This window comes from Micromonospora sp. NPDC049274 (genome assembly GCF_040678875.1).
Taxonomy (GTDB): domain Bacteria; phylum Actinomycetota; class Actinomycetes; order Mycobacteriales; family Micromonosporaceae; genus Micromonospora.
In genome coordinates, this window is sequence record NZ_JBFAQS010000009.1 from 210,104 (window position 1) to 230,090 (window position 19,987).

Consider the following 19,987-nt stretch of genomic DNA (forward strand, 5'->3'; position numbering starts at 1 on the left):
ACCGCTGGCCGCGAGTGGTGTGAGCCAAACGATGACCGGTAGCCGACCCGTCGATCAGCGGTCGGGTCGGGCGTCGCGGGCGAAGTCCCCGTCCAGGTCGTCGCGCGGCTCGTCCAACCCCAGACCGTCGGTCGCCCGCTGCGCGCGCCGCTCTTGCTGGCTGTCCTTCTCCTGCTGCCGGCGCTCCAGGCGTTGCCGGCGCTGCCCCGCCTCGTCGAGCTCCTCGGCCAGCCGGGTCAGCTCGGAACGGAGGAAATCGCGGGTGGCCACCTCGCCGAGCGCGATCCGCAGCGCGGCGATCTCCCGTGCCAGGTACTCGGTGTCCGCCTTCTGGGCGGTTGCCCGCCGCCGGTCCTCCTCCAGCGCCAGCCGGTCCCGGTCGGCCTGCCGGTTCTGGGCCAGCAGGATCAGCGGCGCGGCGTAGCTGGCCTGCAACGACAACACCAGCGTGAGAAACGTGAAGGTGTACGGGTCGAAGCGCAGCTCGGCCGGGGCCAGGGTGTTCCAGCCGAACCAGATCGCGATCACCACGGTCATGACGACGATGAAGTTCGCGGTGCCCATGCCCCGGGCGATGCCCTCCGACCAGCGACCGAACGCCTCCGCGTCGAACCGGGGGAGCTTGATCCCCCGGGGCTCGCGGGGCTGGTCCAGCCGCTCCGTACGCCGCTGCTCAGCCACCGTCGCCGTCCAGTTCCGCGTCGGAGGTGCCCGGGGTGCCCAGGGCGTCCCGGTCTCGCCAGTCCCGGGGCAGCGAGTGGTCCAGTACGTCGTCGACAGTCACGGCGCCGACCAGCCGGTTGCTCCGGTCGATCACCGGCATGGCGACCAGGTCGTAGGTGGCCATCCGGCGGGTGATCTCCGGAAGTGGGGTGGTGGGACGCAGCGGGTCGATGTCGTTGACCACCACCTTGCCCAGCAGGTCGGCGGGCGGTTCCCGCAGCAATGCCTGGAAGTGCACCATGCCCAGGTAGCGGCCGGTCGGGGTGTTCTGCGGGGCCCGGGTCACGAAGACCTGCGCGGCGATGGCGGGGGAGAGCTGCGGCTCCCGGATCCGGGCCAGCGCCTCGGCGACTGTGGCGTCCGGCGGCAGGATGACCGGCTCCGACGTCATCACGCTGCCCGCCGTACCCGGGGTGTACTTGAGCAGCTGCCGTACCGGGTCGGCCTCGTCCGGCTCCATCAGGTCGAGCAGCACGTCCTGCTCCGGCGGGGGCAGCTCGTTGAGCAGGTCCGCCGCGTCGTCCGGGTCCATCTCCTCCAGCACGTCCGCGGCCCGTTCCCGGTCCAGCGCGGCGAGGATCTCCACCTGGTCGTGCTCCGGCAGCTCGCTGAGGACGTCGGCCAGCCGCTCGTCGTTCAACGCCGCCGCGACCTCGTTGCGCCGCGCGTCGGGCAGGTCCTGCAGGGCGTTGGCCAGGTCTGCGGGGCGCATGTCCTCCAGGACGGCGAGCAGGTTCGCCGTACCCCGGTTGTCGGCGATGCCGCTGAGCCCACGCACCCGGTCCCACTCGACCTGGTGGAGGTGGCCGCGGCGGCTGAGCCGGCCGGTCTGCTCGCGAACCGCGACCCGGCTGAGCGACCACTCACCGCCGCGCGTGCACTCCATCGCGACGTCCACCACAGCGCCGGGCTGGCCGCCCGGTTCGAGCTGTACGCGCCGGTCCAGCAGCTCCTGGAGAACCAGCAGCTCGTTCGGGCGCTTCTCGAAGCGGCGCAGGTTGAGGGTGCCGGAGCCCAGGACCACCGCGTCGGCGTCGATCGAGGTGATCCGGTTGATGGACAGGAAGATCCGTCGGCGCATCGGCATCTCGGCGACCAGACCCACCACCTCGGGGGGACGCTTGGTAGCCCGCAGCCGTCCCACGGCGTCGCGGACCCGCCCCACCTGGTCGCCGTTCGGATCGAAGACGGCGACTCCGGCGAGGCGGGCGATGTAGACCCGGGTCGGCGTGCTCACGGGCACCAGCCTAAGCGCCTAGTGTTTATCAACATGTCGACCTTGGCCTACGAGATCGTGGACGTCTTCACCGACCGCCCGTTCGCCGGCAACCCGCTGGCCGTGGTGTTCGGCGCGGAGGCGCTGGCCACGGAGCAGATGCAGGCGCTCGCGCTGGAGTTCAACCTCTCCGAGACGGTGTTCGTGCTGCCTCCGACCCAGGTGGGGGCCACCTACCGGGCCCGCATCTTCACGCCGGCCGAGGAGTTGCCGTTCGCCGGGCACCCGAGCGTCGGCGCGGCGGTCACCGCGAGTCGACGCGGGATGTTCGGTGTGGGGCAGGTCACCCAGGAGTGCGGGGCGGGTGTGCTGCCGATCGAGGTGACCGCGTCCGGGGCGACGCTCACCGGAGGCAGCCCCACCCTCGGCCCCGAGCTGGACCCGGAACCGTTGCTGGAGATCGCCGGGCTGGTCGCTGACGACCATGACCACGCCGGGCCCGCACCTCGCGTGGCCGGCTGCGGGCTGGAGTTCCCGTACCTGCCGGTCCGCCCGGAGGCGGTGGCCCGGGCGCGGGTGAACCCGGCGGCAGCGGAGCGGTACGGGGTGGCGCACCTCAGCGTCTTCTCCTGGGACGCGGGCACGCAAACCGCGCACGCCCGGGTCTTCGTGCCGGGCCTCGGCGTCCCGGAGGACCCGGCGACCGGCTCGGCGGCGCTCGGGCTCGGGGTCTGGCTGGTGGCGACAGGCCTGTTGCCGGGCGAGGGGCAGGCCCACTACGCGGTGCGCCAGGGCATCGAGATGAACCGTCCGTCCGCGCTGGCCTGCACGGTGACCGCGGCGAACGGTGTGGCCGTCGGCGCGACAGTCGCCGGTCAGGTGATGCCGGTGGCCCGGGGCGAGATCGCCGTGCCCCCGTTCGTGGGCTGACTGACGGCGCCGATGCGGGAGAATGTCTGTGTGACGGACGAGGATGCCTCCGGTGGCACGCCGCTGGTCGACGAGGCGATGAAGAAGGCCGCGGTGGCCTGGGTCAGCGTGTCCGGTGGGCCCGCGCTCGCGCTCTGGTGCGCCCCGCTGGAGGGCGCGCTCTTCGTGGTGAGCGGGCCGGGCGAGCAGGCCGCGCCGGGTCTGGCCGACGCGACCGAGGCACAGGTCACCCTGCGCGGCGACCACGGAGGACGGATCGTCACCTGGCCGGCCCTGGTGACCCGACTGGCACCGGGCACCGACGCGTGGGACACCACCGCGCCCCTGGTGGCGGCCAAGCGCCTGAACGCTCCCGGCCCGACCGCCGATCTGGTGGCCCGCTGGGCCGCCGAGGGTTGCGCGGTGAACCGACTCGCCCCGGCCGGCGAGCCGCGGACCGGCGCCGGCCTGCCGTCCGACGCGCAGGCCGAGCAGCCCCGGGAGACTCCGGCGGTCCGCGCCACCCGCAAGCCGTTCCGCCTGCACCGGGTCCGCCGCCGCTGACTCCCCGGCCCCCCGGCCCGTTTGGGCGGCGCGGTCAGTTTGCTGGGCCGGCGACGCCCGTGCCGACGCCGAGGGTGCCCACGCCGACGGTCTCGTCGGTGCCCACGAGATCCAGCACCTCGCGCAGGTCGCCGAGCGTGCAGCCGCGCCATTCCCGGTCGGCGTTGAACACCATGTGCTCGGCCAGGTCCGGCGCGGCCAGCCGGACGGCGGTCAGCCCGGCGCGCTCGGCGCCTGTGAGTTCCTGGCTGCCGCCGTCGCCGACGTACAGGCACTCGTCCGGTGCCAGCCCGAGCCGACGGCACGCGGTCAGGTACAGCGCCGCGTCCGGCTTGCACCGCCCCACCTGCACCGAGAAGACCTGGACGTCGAGCAGCGGCGCGACCGCGAGCTGCGGCAGGAAGGCCGGCAGTTCGTGCGTACAGTCGCTGATCACGCCGGTGCGCAGGCCGCGCTGGCGCAGCGCCGCAAGCACGGGCACCGCGTCGGCCCGCAGCCGCGTGTCCGCGCGGACCGCGCGGTGCCGGGACGCCACCGCCGCCCGCAGGGCACGGTCACTTGGGTGTACACCGGCCTCGGTACACACCCACCGCAGGGTCGCCTCCGCGTTGCCGAACCGGCCGCTGGCCCGCTCGTAGTAGGTGCGATTCAGCACCTCGGTAAGTGTTTCGGTGGGGCAGCCCAGTAACTCGGCGGTGCCGAGGTGCGCGGCCCCGCGCTGCACCGAACGGGTAAGCGTGCCGAAGAAGTCGAACAGCACCGCCTGGTAGCTGGGCATGGCGAAGCGCCTCCGGCGGTCGGGGGTCGCCGACGCGGCCCGCGTGATCGTAACGGAGTGCTGACGGTCGGTGCTGTCCGTGATCGTGTGAGGATTGCTTCCCGTGCCCCCTGGAACATCCCGCCGTCCCCTCGATCCGTTGACCACCGGCGCGGTCGGCCTGGCCGTGGTCGCCGTGTCGTCGTCCGCGCCGCTGATCGCGTACGCCGCCGCCCCCGCGCTGGCCATCGCGTTCTGGCGCAACCTGCTCGCGGTCGCCGTGTTGAGTCCGTTCTCCCTGGCGCGGCGCCGGGCGGAGTTCCGCAGGCTGACAGTCGGCGCGGGTAGGCGGGAGGGCCTGTTCTGCGTCCTCTCCGGCGTCGCGCTGGCCGGGCACTTCGCGACCTGGGTGCCGAGCGCCAAGCTCACCTCGGTCGCCGCGGCCACCGCGCTGGGCGCCACCCAGCCGGTCTGGCAGGGGCTGATCGCCCGTGCCCAGGGCCGTCGGCTGCCGCCGGTGGTCTGGATCGGCATCGTTGTGGCCGTGGGCGGAGCGGTGATCGCCACCGGCGCCGACGTGGGCATCTCCGGCCGGGCCGTCGTCGGTGACCTGCTGGCGGTGACCGGCGGCATGTTCGCCGCCGTCTACACCGCCTTCGGTGAACGGGCCCGGGCCAGCATCAGCACCACCACCTACACGACCATCTGCTACGGCATCTGCGCGCTGATCCTGCTGATGATCTGCCTGGTCGGCGGGGTACGGATGACAGGCTTCGACGGGAGGACCTGGCTGGCGATCCTGGCCCTGGTGGCCGGCGCCCAACTGCTCGGGCACTCGATGTTCAACTACGCCCTGCAGAAGATCCCCGCCACCACGGTGAGCGTGCTGATTCTGCTGGAGGCCCCCGGCGCGGCCCTGCTCGGCTGGGCCTGGCTGGGTCAGCTGCCCCGCCCGTACGCGCTGCTGGGCATGGCGTTGCTGCTTGTCGGGGTCGTGGTGGTGGTGCTGGGTGCCGCCCGGGCCGGCCGCCGTACGACGCCGCCAACCGCTCTGCCGGCCGACCCCGCCCCACTGGAGGGCTGACGGCTCTCACAGGTACGCCGCGAAGTGCTCCGCCACCAGAGTGGTCAACTGGTCGCCGTGGAGGCTGCCGTCGACCCGAATCACCCGTACACCCAGTCGCTCGGCCTGCACCACCGCGTCCGCCGCCACCAGCTCGTCCCGTGCCCACCGGTTGCGCAGTGCCCGCTCCGGATCGCTGACCCCGGTGGCGACCACGCGCGCCCGTGGTAGTCGGTCGATCTGGCGGGCGCGGAACTCGGCGGTGGGCACCAGCACCACCAACTGTCGCAACGACTCGACGACCGGTGCCACCAGTTCGGGGCGCAGTCCCCATCCCTCGGCCACGACCCGGCGGCCGGGCACCAGCGCACTCAGGTCGTCCAGGACCCAGGCGAAGCGGCGGGGGAAGGCGGCCAGCGTGTCGGCCGCCATCCGTGCCGGGTCCGTGCGGACCCAGGTGGTTTCCGGATCGGGCCCGGCTGGCGGCTCACCCCGCCGGACCCGGTCGGCGATGCGTCGATCGTCGTGGCCGCGGGCGTCGTGGCGGTCATAGAGGTACGCGGTCAGCCCGTGTCGCAGGGCCAGGTTCACGGCGACTGTGGACTTGCCGGCCCACTGCCCACCGCCGATCCAGAGGGCCCTTCGCGCGGTGGCTGTCGCATCGAATTCCATGCCTCGACCCTGACCGTCGCACCCGTCAAGATCAAGTCTTGTTCTCGCCGTCACCACGTGATGAAGTGGAGAAAGAAGCAGCGCGGCCTGGGTCGGCGGCGACCGGGCGGTCAGAGCTCGTGGACCTCGATCACCCGGGTGTTCGGGGCTGCCTCGCCGAGGGCGGCGCGCAGGGTGACTCGCTCCGGGTCGACGAGGAACGACTCGTAGCCGGTCCGGTCGTCGAAGGTGATCACGTGTACCTCGGCTCGCCCGTCGGTGCCGCGCAGCCGTCGTTCCAGACGGCCGCCGTGGCGGCCGAGCAGGGCCAGCACGGTGTCCTCGTAGCGCTGCCCGGCGGCCTCGGCCCCGGCCGGATAATCGACGACGGCGACAAGAGTCAGCATGGCGGCCACGCTATCCATCGACGCCGACGGCCGCGGCGCTGGCTTCCCAGAGCCGGGCCGCGAGCCGCGGGTCGGCGGCCTTGCGGTACGGCCGACGCGGCCGGCGATTGTAGTAGTACGCCCCGTCGATGAGCCGGGCCGCATCCTGGTTGGCCAGCCAGACAAGCGTCTCGGCGGCTCTCTCCGGGCTGCGGAACGGCAGCACCCGCATGCCGAAGGCGACAAGCCTGCTGTCGTTGGCGAACCGCGTCCGCACCACTCCCGGGTGAAAGCTGTACGCGGGGATGCCCGGCCAGCGGCGGGCCGCCTCGGCGGTGAACAGGATGTTCGCCTGTTTGCTGCTGCCGTACGCGCCCATCGGGCGGTAACCGCGCAGCGGCTTGTTGAGGTCGTCCGGGTCGAGCGCTCCGAAGCGGTGCGCGCCCGAGGCGGTCACCACGATCCGGCCCACCCGGTCGGCGAGCAGGTTGGTCAGCAGGATTGGGGCCAGGTGGTTGGCCTGGATCGACAGTTCGAAGCCGTCGACGGTGGTGAGCGGTTGGAGCGCGATGGCCCCCGCGTTGTTGGCCAGTACGTCGATCCGGTCGTACGTGTCGCGCAGCCGCTCGGCGAGCCGACGTACGTCGTCGAGGACCGCGAAGTCGGCCCGGAACAGCTCGGGACTCGTGCCGGAGGTCTCCCGTACCCGTTCCGCCGCGGCCTGGAGGCGGGCCGGGTCCCGTCCGACCAGCACCACCTGGTCACCACGGCACGCGAAGTTCACCGCGGCGGCCAGCCCGATGCCGGAGCTGGCACCGGTCACCACCACGAGTCGACGCTCAGTGAGATCTTCCACAGGTCCATTCACCCCGGTCATGGCGCGAGGTTACCGTGACGTCACCACACCCTTTGGGATCGTTAAGTTTTCCTCGGAGCCAGGTGGCGTCGGCGTGCCCGCCGGCCGCTGGAAGGAGCACATCCATGGCCGCAGTCGGTCGTCCCCGGCGGTCCTGCCTCGCCGTGCCGGGTTCCAGCGTCAAGATGCTCGGCAAGGCGCAGGGCCTCCCCGCCGACCAGGTCTTCCTCGATCTGGAGGACGCCGTCGCCCCGCTGGCCAAGCCGGACGCGCGCAAGAACATCGTGGCCGCCCTCAACGACGGTGACTGGGCCGGTAAGACCCGGGTGGTCCGGGTCAACGACCTGACGACCCCGTGGACCTACCGGGACGTCATCGAGGTGGTCGAGGGCGCCGGGGCGAACCTCGACTGCATCATGCTGCCGAAGGTGCAGACCGCCGCCCAGGTGCAGTGGCTGGACCTGACGCTCACCCAGATCGAGAAGACGCTGGGTCTCGAGGTCGGCCGGATCGGCATCGAGGCCCAGATCGAGAACGCGGCCGGTCTGGTCAACGTGGACACGATCGCGGCCGCCTCACCCCGGGTGGAGACCATCATCTTCGGCCCGGCCGACTTCATGGCGTCGATCAACATGAGGTCGCTGGTGGTCGGCGGCCTGATCCCGGACTACCCGGGCGACCCGTACCACTACATCCTGATGCGGATCCTGATGGCCGCGCGGATGCACGACAAGCAGGCGATCGACGGCCCGTTCCCGCAGATCCGGGACGTGGACGCGTTCCGCGAGGTGGCCAAGCGCTCGGCGGCGCTGGGCTTCGACGGCAAGTGGGTGCTGCACCCGGGCCAGATCGACGCCGCCAACGAGGTCTACCAGCCGGCCCAGGCCGACTACGACCACGCCGAGCTGATCCTCGACGCGTACGAGCACTACACCTCGGAGGCCGGCGGCAAGCTCGGCGCGGTGATGCTCGGCGACGAGATGATCGACGAAGCGTCCCGCAAGATGGCGTTGGTGATCGCCGCCAAGGGCCGCGCCGCCGGGATGAGCCGTACCTCGTCGTTCACCCCGCCGGCCCAGTGACCGGTCACGCCGGGACGGCCGCCGCCGGCCGCCGACCCGGCACATCAGCCGGCGGTACGCGGACCCGCCGGCCGGTCAGCTGCCGCTGTCGTTGCCTGTCGTGACCGCGAAGATGACCGCGGCGACGTAGAACGCGATCCCCAGCACCATCAGCGCGGTGACGATCCAGCCGACGATGATGCCGGCCTTCGCCATCCCCTCGCCGCCCTCGCCGCTGGCCCGGATCTGCTTCTGCGCCACGTGACCGAGGATCGCCCCGATCGGCCCGGTGATGCCGCAGGTGGTCAGGCCGGCCAGCGCCAGCACGAGCGCCGCGATCGCGAGCCCGTTGGTCTTCGGCGGCGGCGGGTAGCCGTAACCGAGCTGCGGCGGGTAGCCGGGCGGCGCGTACGCCCCCGGCGGCAACTGCCCACCCGCGTACGGGTCGGCCGGCGCGTACGGGTTTCCGGGGCCGGGTTGGGTCGGTACCGGATGGCCGGCCACCAGGGTCGGGTCCGGCGGCGCGCTCGACGGCTGAGCCGACCAGGTGGGGTCGGTCCAACCGCCGGGGGGTGGGGGATTGGTCATGCGAACTCTCCGTCGGCTCGGGTGCGCCGTCAGAGTAGCCAGGGGTGGCCAAACCCGATGCCCCCGCTCCCGGGTGCCGCGTTGCCCGGGCCGTTCGTAACGGGCAGGATCCCTGGCATGGCAATAGACGCGCGCGCCGCGGACCGTTCCGGCAGCCGACCCCGACGGGACGTGAGCCGCCCGGGTGTGGGCCGCCGCGGTCGGGCGGCCACAGCGGCCGGCGCGACCGGCCCCGACGACGAGCCGGTCGCACTCACCGACCCGGTGACCATGCGGCTCGACGGTCGGGTCGCCCTGGTGACCGGGGCCGGCAGCGCGGACGGCATCGGGTACGCGACCGCCCGGCGGCTCGCCGACCTGGGGGCGCGTGTGGCAATCGTCAGCACCACCCGGCGCATCCATGAGCGGGCAGGTGAGCTGGGGGTGACCGGGTTCGTCGCGGACCTGACCGACGAGTCCGAGGTCGGCGCGCTGGCCGACGCGGTCGCCGAGCAGTTGGGCGACGTCGAGGTGCTTGTCAACAACGCCGGTCTGGCGAGCCGGGCCAGTCAGGGGGTGCTGCGTCCCGTCGCTCAGCTGACCTACGACGAGTGGCGTGGCGAGATCGACCGCAACCTGTCCACCGCGTTCCTGTGCAGTCGCGCGTTCATCGGCGGCATGGCCGAGCGGGGCTGGGGGCGGATCGTCAACCTGGCGGCCACCGCCGGGCCGGTCAACGCCCTGCCCACCGAGGCCGCGTACGCCGCCGCCAAGGCCGGGGTCGTCGGGCTGACCCGCGCGCTGGCCATGGAGATGATCGCCGACGGGGTGACAGTGAACGCGGTGGCGCCCGGCACCATCTACACGGCGGCGTCCACCATGGCCGAGATCAAGCAGGGTCTGGGCACGCCTGTCGGTCGACCGGGCACTCCGGACGAGGTTGCGGCGGCCATCAGTTTCCTCTGCTCGCCGGCCGCCTCGTACATCACTGGTCAGATGCTTGTGGTGGACGGCGGCAACAGCGTCCGGGAGGCGCGCTTCCGCTGATCGGCCGGGCGGGTCAGTAGCCGCCGCTGTCGCCGTTGTTGCTGAAAATGACGAGCGCCAGCCAGCCGCAGCAGGCCAGCAGGGTCAGCGCGGTGAAGGCGTACCCGAGGATCAGCCCCCAGGTGGCGAGCTGGTCGCCGTCCTCGCCGCTGGTGCGGATCTGTCGCTTGGCCAGGTGGCCGAGGACGGCGCCGGCCGGGGGAAACACGAAGGCGAACACCAGCGACAGGATCGCCAGCACGTTGGTGCCCCGGCCGGGACCGGACGGCGGCGGGCCGTACTGGCCGTAGGGGCCCTGCGGTGGGTACGGCGGCTGCTGCCCCCAGTGCGCCGGCTGATGCGGTCTCTGCTGCTCGTACGGCGACGGCTCGTCCGCAGGGGGCCCGTACGGAGAGCGTTCCGGCGGCGCGAACGACGACTGGTCCGGCGGCGGCGGGTACGGCGACTGGCCGGCCGGCGGTGGCGCGTACGGCGACTGGTCTCGCGGTGGCTCGTAGGGTGACGGTGGCGGCTCGTCACCCGGGGGGCCCGACGGTGGCGGGTGGCTCACTGCTGTCCTCCTCCTGCCGGTGCCGGAAAAGTCCTTCTTGCCGGACGCTACCCGCAGCGGTGAACCTTTTCACAGCTGTTGTGGGGACTGGTCACCTTGGCCGTGGCGGTCGGGAGGCCGATACTGACCGAGCGTTCAGTTACCCATGAGTAGTGCGCGGATCTCCGGAGGCTGAGATGGCCCGACTCGCCCAGACGCCCGGCCTGACCGATGTGCAGCTGTCGATCCTGGAGACCGTCCGGGAGTTCGCCGACAAGGAGATCATCCCGCACGCCCAGCGGCTGGAGCACGCCGACGAGTACCCCACCGACATCCTCGACGGGATGCGCGAGATGGGGCTGTTCGGCCTCACCATCGACGAGGAGTACGGCGGGCTCGGCGAGTCGCTGCTCACGTACGCCCTCGTCGTGGAGCAGCTGTCCCGGGGCTGGATGTCGATCTCCGGCATCGTCAACACCCACTTCATCGTGGCGTACCTGATCTCCCAGCACGGCTCCGCCGAGCAGAAGGCCCGCCTGCTGCCCAGGATGGCGACCGGCGAGGTGCGTGGCGCGTTCTCGATGTCAGAACCCGGTTGCGGTTCGGACGTCGCGGCGATCGGGTCCCGCGCCGTACGGGAGGGCGACAACTACGTGCTCAACGGGCAGAAGATGTGGCTGACCAACGGGGCGTACTCCTCGGTGGTGGCCACCCTGGTCAAGACCGACACCGGCGCCGAGTCGGTGTACGGCAACATGAGCACCTTCCTGCTGGAGAAGGAGCCGGGCTTCGGCGAGACCGCGCCCGGCCTCACCATCCCCGGCAAGATCGAGAAAATGGGCTACAAGGGCGTCGAGACCACCGAGATGGTGCTCGACGGGGTGACCGTGCCCGACTCGGCCGTCCTCGGCGGCGCCGACAGGGTGGGCCGCGGCTTCTACCAGATGATGGACGGCATCGAGGTGGGCCGCGTCAACGTGGCCGCCCGCGCCTGCGGCATCTCCATCCGCGCCTTCGAGCTGGCCGTCACGTACGCCCAGCAGCGCAAGACCTTCGGCCAGCCCCTCGCCAAGCACCAGGCGATCGCCTTCAAGCTCGCCGAGATGGGCACGAAGATCGAGGCCGCGCACGCCCTCATGGTCAACGCCGCCCGCCTCAAGGACGCCGGTCAGCGCAACGATGTCGAGGCGGGGATGGCGAAGCTGCTCGCCTCCGAGTACTGCGCCGAGGTCGTCCAGGAGGCGTTCCGCATCCACGGCGGCTACGGCTACTCCAAGGAGTACGAGATCGAGCGGCTGATGCGCGAAGCCCCGTTCCTGCTCATCGGGGAGGGCACCTCGGAGATCCAGAAGACAATCATCTCTCGCGGCCTGCTCAAGGAGTACAAGCTCTGACCTTCACCTCCCGCGGACCGGAGGTCAGGACAGTCGGGTCAGGCCGGCGGCGGCGCGCTCGACGATGAGGCAGCGGTCCTCGACGTAGTCCATCCCGGCCGCCTCGGCGATCCGTCGCGCCTCGGCCGAGACGATGCCCAGTTGCAGCCAGACGGCCGGGGCGCCGATCGCCACCGCGTCCCGGACCACCTGCACGGCGTCGGCCGCCGGCCGGAACACGTCCACCAGATCCACCGGATGCGGGATGTCGGCAAGTGTCGGGTACGCCCGCTCGCCAAAGAGTTCGTCCACAGTCGGGTTGATCGGGATGATCCGCCAGCCGTACTGCTGCATCTGCAACGGCACACCGTGCGCGGCCTTGCGCGGGTCGCGCGACGCGCCCACGACGGCGATGACTGCGGAGTCGGCGAGGATCTGCTGAGCGGTACGCACCCGCCGACTGTAACGCCGCCGTTCGCTCAGAGCAGGGTCAGCTGCTCGGCGGCCGGCGGTGGGGGCGGCTCGGGCAGTCGACGGTTGTCACCCAGCTCGCCCCGGTGCAGGCCGTGCCGGCGGGCGGCGATCCGCACCCGCGCGGTCAGCTCCCGCTGGTACGCCTGCGGCGCGTACGCGCCGGCCCGGTAGAGCTCGCGGTAACGGGGCGCGAGGTGCGGATGGTCCCGAGCGAGCCACTGCGCGTACCACTCCCGCGCGCCGGGGCGCAGGTGCAGCGCCAGTGGAGTCACGCTTGTCGCCCCGGCGGCCGCGATCGCCGAGACGGTGGCGTCGATCGACTCGTCGCCGTCGCTCAGACCGGGCAGGATCGGTGCCATCAGCACCCCGACCTCGAACCCGGCGTCGGTGAGCCGGCGGACCGCGTCCAGGCGGCGGCTCGGATGCGGCGTGCCCGGCTCGACGCCACGCCAGAGCTGCTCGTCGACGAAGCCCACCGAGTAGGAGATGCCGACCCTGGTCACCTCGGCGGCCTGACGCAGCAGCGGCAGGTCCCGCAGGATCAGCGTGCCCTTGGTCAGGATGGAGAACGGGTTGGCGAAGTCGCGCAGCGCGGCGATGATCTGCGGCATCAGCCGGTAACGCCCCTCGGCTCGCTGGTAGCAGTCCACGTTGGTGCCCATGGCCACGTGCGCGCCGCGCCAGCGCGGCGCGGCCAACTCCCGCCGCACCAGCTCACCCGCGTTGACCTTGACGATCACCTGCCGGTCGAAATCCGCGCCGGCATCGAGATCGAGATAGGTGTGAGTATTTCTCGCGAAACAATAAACACATGCATGGGAGCAGCCGCGATACGGGTTGATGGTCCACTCGAACGGGACGCGGGACTGGCCGGGCACCCGGTTGAGGATGGACTTGGCCTGCACCTCGTAGAAGGTCATCCCGGCGAACTCGGGGGTGTCGAAGGTGCGTACGACGGCGCCGGGCAGCGCCAGCGGCAGGGGTGGCGTCGCTGGCGCTGCCCGCTCGGGGTCTCCCTCAGCCGGGGGAGCGGTGAGGTTGTCCCAGCGCATGACCATTATTCGAACACGTGTACGAGGTGAGCGCAAGTGACGCGCCGGACACCGGAGCGCGGTGGGCGGTTGGGCGGGGGAGGATGGACACCATGGAGAGGTCGACCTTCGTCTACGACGGGGACTGCGCGTTCTGCACGAGCTGCGCGGAGTTCATCGAGCGCCGCATTCCCACCGCCGCGCGGGTGGTGCCCTGGCAGTTCGCCGATCTGGACGCGCTCGGCCTGACGACCGCGCAGTGCGAGGAGGCCGTCCAGTGGGTCGGCGCGGACGGTTCGCGCGCCGCCGGGCCGGACGCCATCGCGAAGCTACTCGGGGCGAGTGGTCCGCTCTGGCGGGTCGCCGGGGCGGGGCTGCGGTTTCCGCCGGCGCGCGCTCTGGCCTGGCCCGTTTACCGCTGGGTGGCGCGCAACCGGCACCGCCTTCCCGGTGGAACGGCGGCGTGCTCCCTGCCGCAGGAGGCCCGGGAGCGGCTCTACGGCCCGACCGGCCGTCCGAGCGCCGAGGCCTGATCGTCGAGCTGTGCCTGGCCCGCGCCGGCACCTGCCCGCTCCTGATCAGGCGGCGGCGCCGCGGTGTCGACGTCCGCCGAGGTTGCTCCTGAGGTGTCACGGCCGGCGAGTCGGCGGGCCCAGACCAGCGGGCGGACCCGCTCCAGCGGCAGGAAGCTCGACATCGCGGCGAGGTGCGGCGCGAACGAGATCGTGATGGTCGCGATTGTCACCACGTGGAACGAGTAGAAGAAGCCGACCATGGCCAGTCGCCAGCGAGCCGGCAGCAGGAACACCACGGGGCTGAACAGTTCGAAGGCCACGATGCCGAACTGGGCCACGATCAGCAGGTACGGCACCTGGGCGATCAGGTCCGCCAGGTCGGTGCCGCGTCGAATGATGGCCCGTGCCAGCACCGAGCCGGTCAGCCAGTCCACGCCGCCGAAGCGCAGCTTGGCCCAGGCCGCCAGGAAGTACGTGCAGATCACCGCGATCTGGGTGACCCGCAGTGCCCAGCCACCGGCCTCGGTGCGGGTGGTGTCGCCGTGGCGCGCTCGGCCGGCGGTGGGCAGCACGGCCAGTGCGACGAGCAGCCCGAACCGGTCGTGGTCGACCTTTCCGTAGCTCATCGCGATGATCATCCACTCGAGGTAGAGCGCGCAGACCGACCAGCCGAGCAGTCGGGGCGCGCGGCCGGTCGCGGCGAGCAGGGCGAGCAGCAGCAGCGCCCAGAAGATCACCGCCACGGCCGTCGGGGTCGGCGTCGGCAGTGGGAGCAGCCGGCCGATCAGCAGAGGCTGGTACAGCTCGCCGGGCACGCTGGCCCTGGTGCGTACCCAGGGGGTGAAGACCACCAGGTCGGCGGCGACGAAGAGGTAGATCAGGGTGCGGAAGGCGGCGATCCGGCCGCGCGGCACCGCCTCGGTCAGCCAGCCGCTCATCGGGCCACCTGCCAGCGGACAACTGTCTCGTCGGTGTGCTGCCCGGTGGGCCGGCCGGCGCGAATGCTGTGCCAGCGGATGACGATGCGGACCTCGACCAGCGCCGGGGCGTCCGGGTGGCGCTCGGCGTACGCGTCGGCGACCTCGGTGAGCAGCGTCGGGTCGGCGGCGTACCGGGTCTGCTGGCCCTCGATCTCGGCGCGGCGGATGCCTGTGGCGTTCTGGTCGAGGTCGACCACGGCACCGGTGCTGTTCACCCCCTCCACGCGCGTGTCCGGGGCGGGTGCGTTCGGCGGGTTGGAGGTGGCGTACATCCGGAACGGGCCGAACGGGAAGTCGTCGTCGCTGCCCCAGAAGGTGCCGAGCAGCAGCAGGACGAGGCCGAGTGCGGTCGCGCCGAGTCGGGTCGTACGCCCGCGGGTGGTCAGGGTCTCCATCGGGTGGTGACGATACGGGATGTACCGGCCGCGCCGGGTCCCACCGACGGCCAGTTCCGCCTGCCCAGGTCGGTGATCACGCGCGGGGGTCCCGGGTACGACGAAGGGCCGGACCCGAACCGGGCCCGGCCCTCGCGCGCCGTCGCGGGGACGGCTCAGTGGTTGTGCTCGGCCAGCTGCTTGCGGACGTCTTCCATGTCCAGCGCCTCGACCTGCTCGATCAGGTTCTCCAGCGCGGACTCGGGAAGCGCGCCCGGCTGGGCGAAGACGATGACGCCGTCGCGGATCGCCATGATCGTCGGGATCGACCGGATGTCGAACTTCGCGCCCAGCTCCTGCTGGGCCTCGGTGTCGACCTTGCCGAAGACGATGTTCTGGTGCTTCTCCGAGGAGCGCTCGTAGACCGGGGCGAACCGCTTGCACGGACCACACCAGTCGGCCCAGAAATCGACCAGGACGATGCCGTCGTTGCCGGTCACCTCGTCGAAGTTCGCCGAGGTCAGCTCAACGGTTGCCATTGCACTCTCCGATCACCGCGGTTTGTCTGCGTCCCGTAGAACCAGGGCTGACCGTATCGAATTCCCGGGTCGTCCAGCGCGAAACGTGGGCCGGGCTGCCCGAGGCCCTCGGCGGTCATCGAACTGTGTCAGTTCACAACGTCCCTGCGGAACGCAAGTGCATGACGCACTTGCGTGACCTGCGGTGATGGGAGCGGTTCCAGGGAGATCCACCCAGTCAAGCGCTACGAATCGGTAACTTGAGCCCTGACGAGGGGGTATCCGGCCTGCGGAGATCGCTGATCAACCCGCCCATCGTTACGGAGAGTATTGTTACAAAAAGATAAATGTGAGCTCGATCTCTGTTGAACCCGCGCCACCGTAGGGCAGAATTCCTCACATCAGAGCGTGGGCGGCGGGTGCCGGGGAGGGCCCCGCCGCTCATTGCGTCTCCCCTCGGGTGAGTGACCGGTGTGACATTTCCGCCGGGGCCGCGCCCCGACCGTCGCCTTAACCATCGGTAAGGCATGCTGTGCCGAACTCCATCGCCGCCCGTCGAAGGGGACCAGGATGCAGTTCGGCCGCTACTACGAGGAGTTCGAGGTCGGCGCGGTCTACCGGCACTGGCCGGGCAAGACCGTCACCGAGTACGACGACCACCTCTTCTGCCTGCTCACCATGAACCACCACCCGCTGCACCTGGACGCGCACTACGCCGCGACGGCCAGCCAGTTCAAGCGCAACGTCGTGGTCGGCAACTACATCTACTCCCTGCTGCTCGGCATGTCGGTGCCCGACGTCAGCGGCAAGGCCATCGCCAACCTGGAGGTCGAGTCGCTGCGGCACGTGGCGCCCACCTTCCACGGCGACACGATCTACGGCGAGACGACGGTGCTGGACAAGCGAGAGTCCGGCTCCAAGCCCGACCGGGGCGTGGTCTCGGTGGAGACCCGCGGCTACAACCAGGACGGCACCATGGTCTGCGTCTTCCGCCGCAAGGTCATGGTCCCCAAAAAGGAGTACGCGGCAAGCGCCGTCGCCGAGGGAGTGGACCCGGAGCGGCCCAGCTTCCCCGACCCGCGCTGAGGCTCCCCGCTCCGCGCGGACGGTCCCGACGCGCGCTGAGGTGGCCCGGTCCGCGCTGAGCGACCCGACCTCGCCGGCCAGGCACCGCCGCCCGCCACAGGGCTTCCCCTTCCCCGCCGCAGGTTCTGCGGGGGAGGGGGTCGGTCACCCTTTCGGGGCTTATGCTGGCGCCGGAGGTTCCGATGAGCCACTCCGTCGCTGGAGAGCCGCCCTCTGCCGGCCGCCGCGCCGCACCCTTGACCACCGCCGTCTACTCCGCCGCCGAGTGGGACCTGCTCACCAGCCTGCCCGCTCGGGTGCTCGTGGCCGCCGCCGCGCCCGGTGCCGGCCGCCCGGAACGGGGTGTGCTGGCGGGCCTGGCCGGCCTGGACGCGGTGGCCGCCGGCCGGGGGTTCGACAGCGATCTGGTCCGTGCCGTCGTCGCCGCGATCTACGCCCGCCACGACGGTGCCCCGGCACCCGCCGAGCGGCTCACCGACCTGGTGGACCTGCTGGTCGCGTGCCGGGCGGCGGTTCGGGTCCTGCATCAGCGCGCCGACCCCGCCGACTCGGCCGCGTACCGCCAATGGGTGCAGTCGGTCGCGGCCCGCGTGTGCCGGGCGGTGCCCGGCCCCGACGGACGCCCGGCCAGCCCCGCCGACCGACGCTTCCTGGACCGGCTGGGTGACGCGCTCGGCCTGGGCTGAGGTCGGCGGGCCGCCGCAGCGGACGCCGCGACGGTCCGTACCCTCTGATGACCGTGACCGACGACCAGCTTGAGGTGGGCGTGGGCCCCTGGCCGGGGGACCCGCCCGAGGACCCGCGCTACGACACGCAGTTGCTGGCCGAGGGGGACCGGCGCAACGTGGTCGACCGCTACCGCTACTGGCGGCACGAGGCGATCGTCGCCGACCTGGACCGGCGCCGACACGGCTTCCACGTCGCCATCGAGAACTGGCAGCACGACTTCAACATCGGCACGGTGGTACGCAACGCCAACGCCTTCAACGCCGCCGAGGTGCACATCGTCGGACGGCGACGGTGGAACCGGCGCGGCGCGATGGTGACCGACCGCTACCAGCACGTCCGTCACCACGAGACGATCGAGGAGTTCGTCGACTGGGCGGCGGGGCGGCGCCTGCCCGTGCTCGGCATCGACAACCTGCCCGGCTCCCGCCCGCTGGAGACCGGCACCCTGCCGAGGGACTGCGTGCTGCTCTTCGGCCAGGAGGGGCCCGGCCTCTCCGAGCCCGCCCGCGCCGCCTGCGCTCAGCTCTATTCGATCGCCCAGTACGGCTCGACCCGGTCCATCAACGCGGGTGTGGCCAGCGGAATCGCCATGCACGCGTGGATCCGTGCCCACGCCGGTCCGCCGCCGGACTGACCCTCGCCCCATCGGCCGAATCGGACGTTCCGGCTTGACGTGTCGGCGTTGCGGGGTGACGGTGGAGTTGTGAGTGTCGCGGTGAGTTGTCCGAGATGCGGGGGCCCGGTACGGGCGCCGGATCTGATGCACACCGAGTCGAGGTGCCTGCGCTGCGGTCCCGTGCCGCCGTTGCACGTGCCCGAACACATCGGAGCGGAGATCATCGCGAGCGTGGTGGAGCGGATCACCGCGGCCGAGGGTCCACCGGGGACGCCGCTGTGGTGCCCATGGCCGCTACCGCCCGGTTGGACCCTCACCGGAGTGGCGTACGCCGGTGACGACCGCACGGGGGTGCGGGCGACGGCCGTGGCCTGCGCGGGGCCGGCGCCGCTCGACGACGGGCCGGCGGATCTGGTCTTCGTGGCCGAGGAGCCGGGCGTCGGTCTGGGCACCCGACTCGCCGGTCTGGCCGGCCCCGATCCCGGGCCGGAACTGGTCGACGCGCTGACCGACCCCGGTCCGGGGCACCCCGAGCACGTGGGGCAGGCCAGGATCCGGGTCGGCGGGCACCCGACTCCACTGTGGTTGGTTAATTCTCCGACGGATCGAAGCGCGTACGCCGGCGAGGCTCGGGGAATGTGGCTACATGCGATAGCCTGGCCGGCGAGCGCGGGTCATCTCCTCGCGGAAGAGGTCGTGTTGCACGACCTGACCGAGTGGACTCCGCCCGAGCTCGTGTACGGCGCACCGTCCCCGTACCTGTCCGGGAGGGCTTGACAACCTTTCGGTTTGACGGAGAACGGACGCAGATCTTCACTGTACGACACCACACTGATACTCTGGGTGCCGCTGCGGTAATGGGACCCGGCGCCGCGCGAGAGGATGGCCCGCCATGGTCAAGAAGGTCCTCACCTGGGCCGGAATCGCATTCTTGATCTTCTTCGTCGCCTATCGGCCAAACTCTGCGGCTGATGTGTTCAAGTCTCTGGGCGGCGGGATCATGGACATCGCCCAGGGATTCGGCGACTTCTTCACAAGCCTCGTCGCCTAACCGGCGATGGGCAGCCCCTCCGGTCCACCCTTCGACCCGGACGATCCTGACCGGGAACGTCGCGAGCGCGACACCGAGCCGATCCCGCGGATCGGGCCGGATGACGGCCCGGGCTACGGAGCCGGTCCCGGCCTGTCCGACGGGCCGTCCCTTTCGGACGACGTCGGCTACGGCGACGGGCCCGGCTATGCCGGCGAAGGGCGGTCCGGCCGGGGCTGGATCCGTGATCCCGAGGCGGCCTACCAGCCACCGCAGATCTCCGAGGACGAGCTGGCGGGGCTTCGTGCCGACGCGACGGGGGCGACTCCCCGGCGGGTGCTTCCGCTGGAGGACGAGCCCAGCTCGCTTGTCGCCCGCTACCTCTTCCCCACCGAGCGCTACCGGGGCGAGTGGAAGCGGCACTGGATCCACCTCACCAACCCGCTCCTGATCGGCGTCGCGGCGACGTTCGTGCTCGGCTACCTGTCCGGCTTCCTCGCCGGTAACAACGTGGGGGCGCTGACGACCATCGCGGTGCTGCTCTGGTTCGCCGTCATGGGCTGGGTGGCCTGGAAGGTCGCCGACTGGTGGTATGACCGGTTCATCCTGACCAACAAACGGGTCATGGTGGTCAACGGCATCGTCACCCGCAAGGTGGCCATGATGCCGCTGGTCCGAGTCACCGACATGAAGTACGAGCAGACCCCGACCGGCCGCGCGCTCAACTACGGCACCTTCGTCCTGGAGTCCGCCGGCCAGGAGCAGGCGCTGCGCGAGGTCAAGAATCTGCCCAACCCGAACGAGCTCTACCTGCGAGTCGTGGAAGAGATGTACGAGCCGCAGGCGGTCGAGGCGCGGTTGGGCAAGGAGGCCGACGAGGCCAAGGCCGACGACGGGGCGTGAAAGTTTTCGTCCGAACATCGGAGCAAGTG

Annotated in this window: 26 protein-coding genes; 13 read left to right on the plus strand and 13 right to left on the minus strand. The window is 71.3% G+C overall.

What is annotated here, in order from left to right:
• Positions 1-54: 54 nt before the first annotated feature.
• Both AB0K10_RS19145 and AB0K10_RS19150 read right to left on the minus strand, forming a co-directional pair.
• Positions 55-681 (minus strand): DUF1003 domain-containing protein, encoded by a 627-nt coding sequence (locus tag AB0K10_RS19145; protein ID WP_234584336.1) that lies wholly within the window; start codon positions 679-681, stop codon positions 55-57.
• A complete protein-coding gene (locus tag AB0K10_RS19150; protein WP_363685139.1) occupies positions 674-1,960 on the minus strand; it encodes a CBS domain-containing protein in 1,287 nt (428 codons plus the stop codon). Before AB0K10_RS19150 ends, AB0K10_RS19145 begins: the two co-directional genes overlap by 8 nt.
• A 33-nt stretch (positions 1,961-1,993) precedes the next feature.
• Here AB0K10_RS19150 and AB0K10_RS19155 point away from each other — a divergent pair, with 33 nt between their 5' ends.
• Together AB0K10_RS19155 and AB0K10_RS19160 are read left to right on the plus strand one after the other, a co-directional pair.
• The gene (locus AB0K10_RS19155; RefSeq protein ID WP_363685141.1) at positions 1,994-2,869 is read left to right on the plus strand and encodes a PhzF family phenazine biosynthesis protein; all 876 of its coding nucleotides are present in this window, start codon (positions 1,994-1,996) and stop codon (positions 2,867-2,869) included.
• A 12-nt stretch (positions 2,870-2,881) separates the two neighbouring features.
• Positions 2,882-3,412 carry a hypothetical protein gene (locus AB0K10_RS19160; protein WP_363685143.1) on the plus strand — a complete coding sequence of 177 codons (531 nt, stop codon included), beginning with the start codon at positions 2,882-2,884 and terminating at the stop codon, positions 3,410-3,412.
• Positions 3,413-3,446: 34 nt separating this feature from the next.
• On the opposite strand, the gene AB0K10_RS19165 is transcribed toward AB0K10_RS19160, so the two are convergent.
• The gene (locus tag AB0K10_RS19165; protein WP_363685145.1) at positions 3,447-4,190 is read right to left on the minus strand and encodes an HAD family hydrolase; all 744 of its coding nucleotides are present in this window, start codon (positions 4,188-4,190) and stop codon (positions 3,447-3,449) included.
• Positions 4,191-4,293: 103 nt separating this feature from the next.
• Between AB0K10_RS19165 and AB0K10_RS19170 the strand changes: the two genes are divergently transcribed.
• Positions 4,294-5,253 carry a DMT family transporter gene (locus AB0K10_RS19170; protein ID WP_363685147.1) on the plus strand — a complete coding sequence of 320 codons (960 nt, stop codon included), beginning with the start codon at positions 4,294-4,296 and terminating at the stop codon, positions 5,251-5,253.
• Positions 5,254-5,259: 6 nt separating this feature from the next.
• On the opposite strand, the gene AB0K10_RS19175 is transcribed toward AB0K10_RS19170, so the two are convergent.
• From AB0K10_RS19175 to AB0K10_RS19185, 3 genes are all read right to left on the minus strand, one after another.
• Entirely contained in the window at positions 5,260-5,904 is a 645-nt protein-coding gene (locus AB0K10_RS19175) for a hypothetical protein (RefSeq protein WP_363685149.1), read from the minus strand.
• A gap of 110 nt (positions 5,905-6,014) precedes the next feature.
• Positions 6,015-6,290: a hypothetical protein gene (locus AB0K10_RS19180; protein WP_363685151.1), complete on the minus strand. Its 276-nt coding sequence runs from the start codon at positions 6,288-6,290 to the stop codon at positions 6,015-6,017.
• A 10-nt stretch (positions 6,291-6,300) separates the two neighbouring features.
• On the minus strand, positions 6,301-7,125 hold the full coding sequence (locus tag AB0K10_RS19185) for an SDR family NAD(P)-dependent oxidoreductase (protein WP_363685299.1): 825 nt from the start codon (positions 7,123-7,125) through the stop codon (positions 6,301-6,303).
• 125 nt (positions 7,126-7,250) lie between these two features.
• Here AB0K10_RS19185 and AB0K10_RS19190 point away from each other — a divergent pair, with 125 nt between their 5' ends.
• Positions 7,251-8,207 carry a CoA ester lyase gene (locus AB0K10_RS19190; protein WP_363685153.1) on the plus strand — a complete coding sequence of 319 codons (957 nt, stop codon included), beginning with the start codon at positions 7,251-7,253 and terminating at the stop codon, positions 8,205-8,207.
• Between the two features lie 75 nt (positions 8,208-8,282).
• Here the strand turns inward: AB0K10_RS19190 and AB0K10_RS19195 are convergent, their stop codons facing one another.
• Positions 8,283-8,774, minus strand: coding sequence for a DUF4190 domain-containing protein (locus AB0K10_RS19195; RefSeq protein WP_363685155.1), 492 nt, complete (start codon positions 8,772-8,774; stop codon positions 8,283-8,285).
• Between the two features lie 117 nt (positions 8,775-8,891).
• On the opposite strand from AB0K10_RS19195, the gene AB0K10_RS19200 reads away from it, so the two are divergent.
• The gene (locus tag AB0K10_RS19200; RefSeq protein WP_363685157.1) at positions 8,892-9,800 is read left to right on the plus strand and encodes an SDR family NAD(P)-dependent oxidoreductase; all 909 of its coding nucleotides are present in this window, start codon (positions 8,892-8,894) and stop codon (positions 9,798-9,800) included.
• Between the two features lie 13 nt (positions 9,801-9,813).
• Here the strand turns inward: AB0K10_RS19200 and AB0K10_RS19205 are convergent, their stop codons facing one another.
• Positions 9,814-10,350, minus strand: a complete 537-nt coding sequence (locus AB0K10_RS19205; RefSeq protein WP_363685159.1) for a DUF4190 domain-containing protein — start codon at positions 10,348-10,350, stop codon at positions 9,814-9,816.
• 176 nt (positions 10,351-10,526) lie between these two features.
• On the opposite strand from AB0K10_RS19205, the gene AB0K10_RS19210 reads away from it, so the two are divergent.
• Positions 10,527-11,723 carry an acyl-CoA dehydrogenase family protein gene (locus AB0K10_RS19210; protein WP_363685301.1) on the plus strand — a complete coding sequence of 399 codons (1,197 nt, stop codon included), beginning with the start codon at positions 10,527-10,529 and terminating at the stop codon, positions 11,721-11,723.
• A 24-nt stretch (positions 11,724-11,747) separates the two neighbouring features.
• Here AB0K10_RS19210 and AB0K10_RS19215 read toward each other — a convergent pair whose 3' ends face one another.
• Both AB0K10_RS19215 and AB0K10_RS19220 read right to left on the minus strand, forming a co-directional pair.
• Entirely contained in the window at positions 11,748-12,155 is a 408-nt protein-coding gene (locus tag AB0K10_RS19215) for a CoA-binding protein (RefSeq protein ID WP_363685161.1), read from the minus strand.
• Between the two features lie 26 nt (positions 12,156-12,181).
• The gene (locus AB0K10_RS19220) at positions 12,182-13,228 is read right to left on the minus strand and encodes an Rv2578c family radical SAM protein (RefSeq protein WP_363685163.1); all 1,047 of its coding nucleotides are present in this window, start codon (positions 13,226-13,228) and stop codon (positions 12,182-12,184) included.
• Between the two features lie 92 nt (positions 13,229-13,320).
• On the opposite strand from AB0K10_RS19220, the gene AB0K10_RS19225 reads away from it, so the two are divergent.
• Positions 13,321-13,740 (plus strand): DUF393 domain-containing protein, encoded by a 420-nt coding sequence (locus tag AB0K10_RS19225; RefSeq protein ID WP_363685165.1) that lies wholly within the window; start codon positions 13,321-13,323, stop codon positions 13,738-13,740.
• Here AB0K10_RS19225 and AB0K10_RS19230 read toward each other — a convergent pair.
• The 3 genes from AB0K10_RS19230 to trxA all read right to left on the minus strand — a co-directional run bounded on the left by AB0K10_RS19230 (position 13,704) and on the right by trxA (position 15,615).
• Entirely contained in the window at positions 13,704-14,660 is a 957-nt protein-coding gene (locus AB0K10_RS19230) for an HTTM domain-containing protein (RefSeq protein WP_363685167.1), read from the minus strand. The two genes, AB0K10_RS19225 and AB0K10_RS19230, sit on opposite strands and share 37 nt — an antisense overlap.
• A complete protein-coding gene (locus AB0K10_RS19235) occupies positions 14,657-15,097 on the minus strand; it encodes a hypothetical protein (RefSeq protein ID WP_363685169.1) in 441 nt (146 codons plus the stop codon). Before AB0K10_RS19235 ends, AB0K10_RS19230 begins: the two co-directional genes overlap by 4 nt.
• Before the next feature lie 155 nt (positions 15,098-15,252).
• The gene (gene trxA / locus AB0K10_RS19240) at positions 15,253-15,615 is read right to left on the minus strand and encodes a thioredoxin (RefSeq protein ID WP_363685171.1); all 363 of its coding nucleotides are present in this window, start codon (positions 15,613-15,615) and stop codon (positions 15,253-15,255) included.
• Between the two features lie 549 nt (positions 15,616-16,164).
• Here trxA and AB0K10_RS19245 point away from each other — a divergent pair.
• From AB0K10_RS19245 to AB0K10_RS19270, 6 genes are all read left to right on the plus strand, one after another.
• Positions 16,165-16,680 carry a MaoC family dehydratase gene (locus AB0K10_RS19245; RefSeq protein ID WP_363685173.1) on the plus strand — a complete coding sequence of 172 codons (516 nt, stop codon included), beginning with the start codon at positions 16,165-16,167 and terminating at the stop codon, positions 16,678-16,680.
• A gap of 161 nt (positions 16,681-16,841) precedes the next feature.
• Entirely contained in the window at positions 16,842-17,366 is a 525-nt protein-coding gene (locus tag AB0K10_RS19250; protein WP_363685175.1) for a hypothetical protein, read from the plus strand.
• Positions 17,367-17,419: 53 nt separating this feature from the next.
• Positions 17,420-18,043 carry an RNA methyltransferase gene (locus AB0K10_RS19255; protein ID WP_363685303.1) on the plus strand — a complete coding sequence of 208 codons (624 nt, stop codon included), beginning with the start codon at positions 17,420-17,422 and terminating at the stop codon, positions 18,041-18,043.
• Between the two features lie 81 nt (positions 18,044-18,124).
• Positions 18,125-18,802 carry a DUF6758 family protein gene (locus AB0K10_RS19260; protein ID WP_363685177.1) on the plus strand — a complete coding sequence of 226 codons (678 nt, stop codon included), beginning with the start codon at positions 18,125-18,127 and terminating at the stop codon, positions 18,800-18,802.
• Positions 18,803-18,917: 115 nt separating this feature from the next.
• A complete protein-coding gene (locus AB0K10_RS19265; RefSeq protein ID WP_007455302.1) occupies positions 18,918-19,076 on the plus strand; it encodes a hypothetical protein in 159 nt (52 codons plus the stop codon).
• A 6-nt stretch (positions 19,077-19,082) separates the two neighbouring features.
• Positions 19,083-19,958 (plus strand): PH domain-containing protein, encoded by an 876-nt coding sequence (locus AB0K10_RS19270; RefSeq protein ID WP_363685179.1) that lies wholly within the window; start codon positions 19,083-19,085, stop codon positions 19,956-19,958.
• The last annotated feature ends 29 nt before the right edge of the window (positions 19,959-19,987 follow it).

Coding starts and splice junctions, on each gene's coding strand:
- AB0K10_RS19195 (WP_363685155.1), bottom strand. CDS start 8,774: ATGACCAATCCCCCACCCCCCGGCGGTTGGACCGACCCCACCTGGTCG.
- AB0K10_RS19245 (WP_363685173.1), top strand. CDS start 16,165: ATGCAGTTCGGCCGCTACTACGAGGAGTTCGAGGTCGGCGCGGTCTAC.
- AB0K10_RS19220 (WP_363685163.1), bottom strand. CDS start 13,228: ATGCGCTGGGACAACCTCACCGCTCCCCCGGCTGAGGGAGACCCCGAG.
- AB0K10_RS19155 (WP_363685141.1), top strand. CDS start 1,994: ATGTCGACCTTGGCCTACGAGATCGTGGACGTCTTCACCGACCGCCCG.
- AB0K10_RS19160 (WP_363685143.1), top strand. CDS start 2,882: ATGCGGGAGAATGTCTGTGTGACGGACGAGGATGCCTCCGGTGGCACG.
- AB0K10_RS19230 (WP_363685167.1), bottom strand. CDS start 14,660: ATGAGCGGCTGGCTGACCGAGGCGGTGCCGCGCGGCCGGATCGCCGCC.
- AB0K10_RS19250 (WP_363685175.1), top strand. CDS start 16,842: ATGCTGGCGCCGGAGGTTCCGATGAGCCACTCCGTCGCTGGAGAGCCG.
- AB0K10_RS19165 (WP_363685145.1), bottom strand. CDS start 4,190: ATGCCCAGCTACCAGGCGGTGCTGTTCGACTTCTTCGGCACGCTTACC.
- AB0K10_RS19190 (WP_363685153.1), top strand. CDS start 7,251: ATGGCCGCAGTCGGTCGTCCCCGGCGGTCCTGCCTCGCCGTGCCGGGT.
- AB0K10_RS19200 (WP_363685157.1), top strand. CDS start 8,892: ATGGCAATAGACGCGCGCGCCGCGGACCGTTCCGGCAGCCGACCCCGA.
- AB0K10_RS19210 (WP_363685301.1), top strand. CDS start 10,527: ATGGCCCGACTCGCCCAGACGCCCGGCCTGACCGATGTGCAGCTGTCG.
- AB0K10_RS19175 (WP_363685149.1), bottom strand. CDS start 5,904: ATGGAATTCGATGCGACAGCCACCGCGCGAAGGGCCCTCTGGATCGGC.
- AB0K10_RS19265 (WP_007455302.1), top strand. CDS start 18,918: ATGGTCAAGAAGGTCCTCACCTGGGCCGGAATCGCATTCTTGATCTTC.
- AB0K10_RS19270 (WP_363685179.1), top strand. CDS start 19,083: ATGGGCAGCCCCTCCGGTCCACCCTTCGACCCGGACGATCCTGACCGG.
- AB0K10_RS19225 (WP_363685165.1), top strand. CDS start 13,321: ATGGAGAGGTCGACCTTCGTCTACGACGGGGACTGCGCGTTCTGCACG.
- AB0K10_RS19235 (WP_363685169.1), bottom strand. CDS start 15,097: ATGGAGACCCTGACCACCCGCGGGCGTACGACCCGACTCGGCGCGACC.
- AB0K10_RS19180 (WP_363685151.1), bottom strand. CDS start 6,290: ATGCTGACTCTTGTCGCCGTCGTCGATTATCCGGCCGGGGCCGAGGCC.
- trxA (WP_363685171.1), bottom strand. CDS start 15,615: ATGGCAACCGTTGAGCTGACCTCGGCGAACTTCGACGAGGTGACCGGC.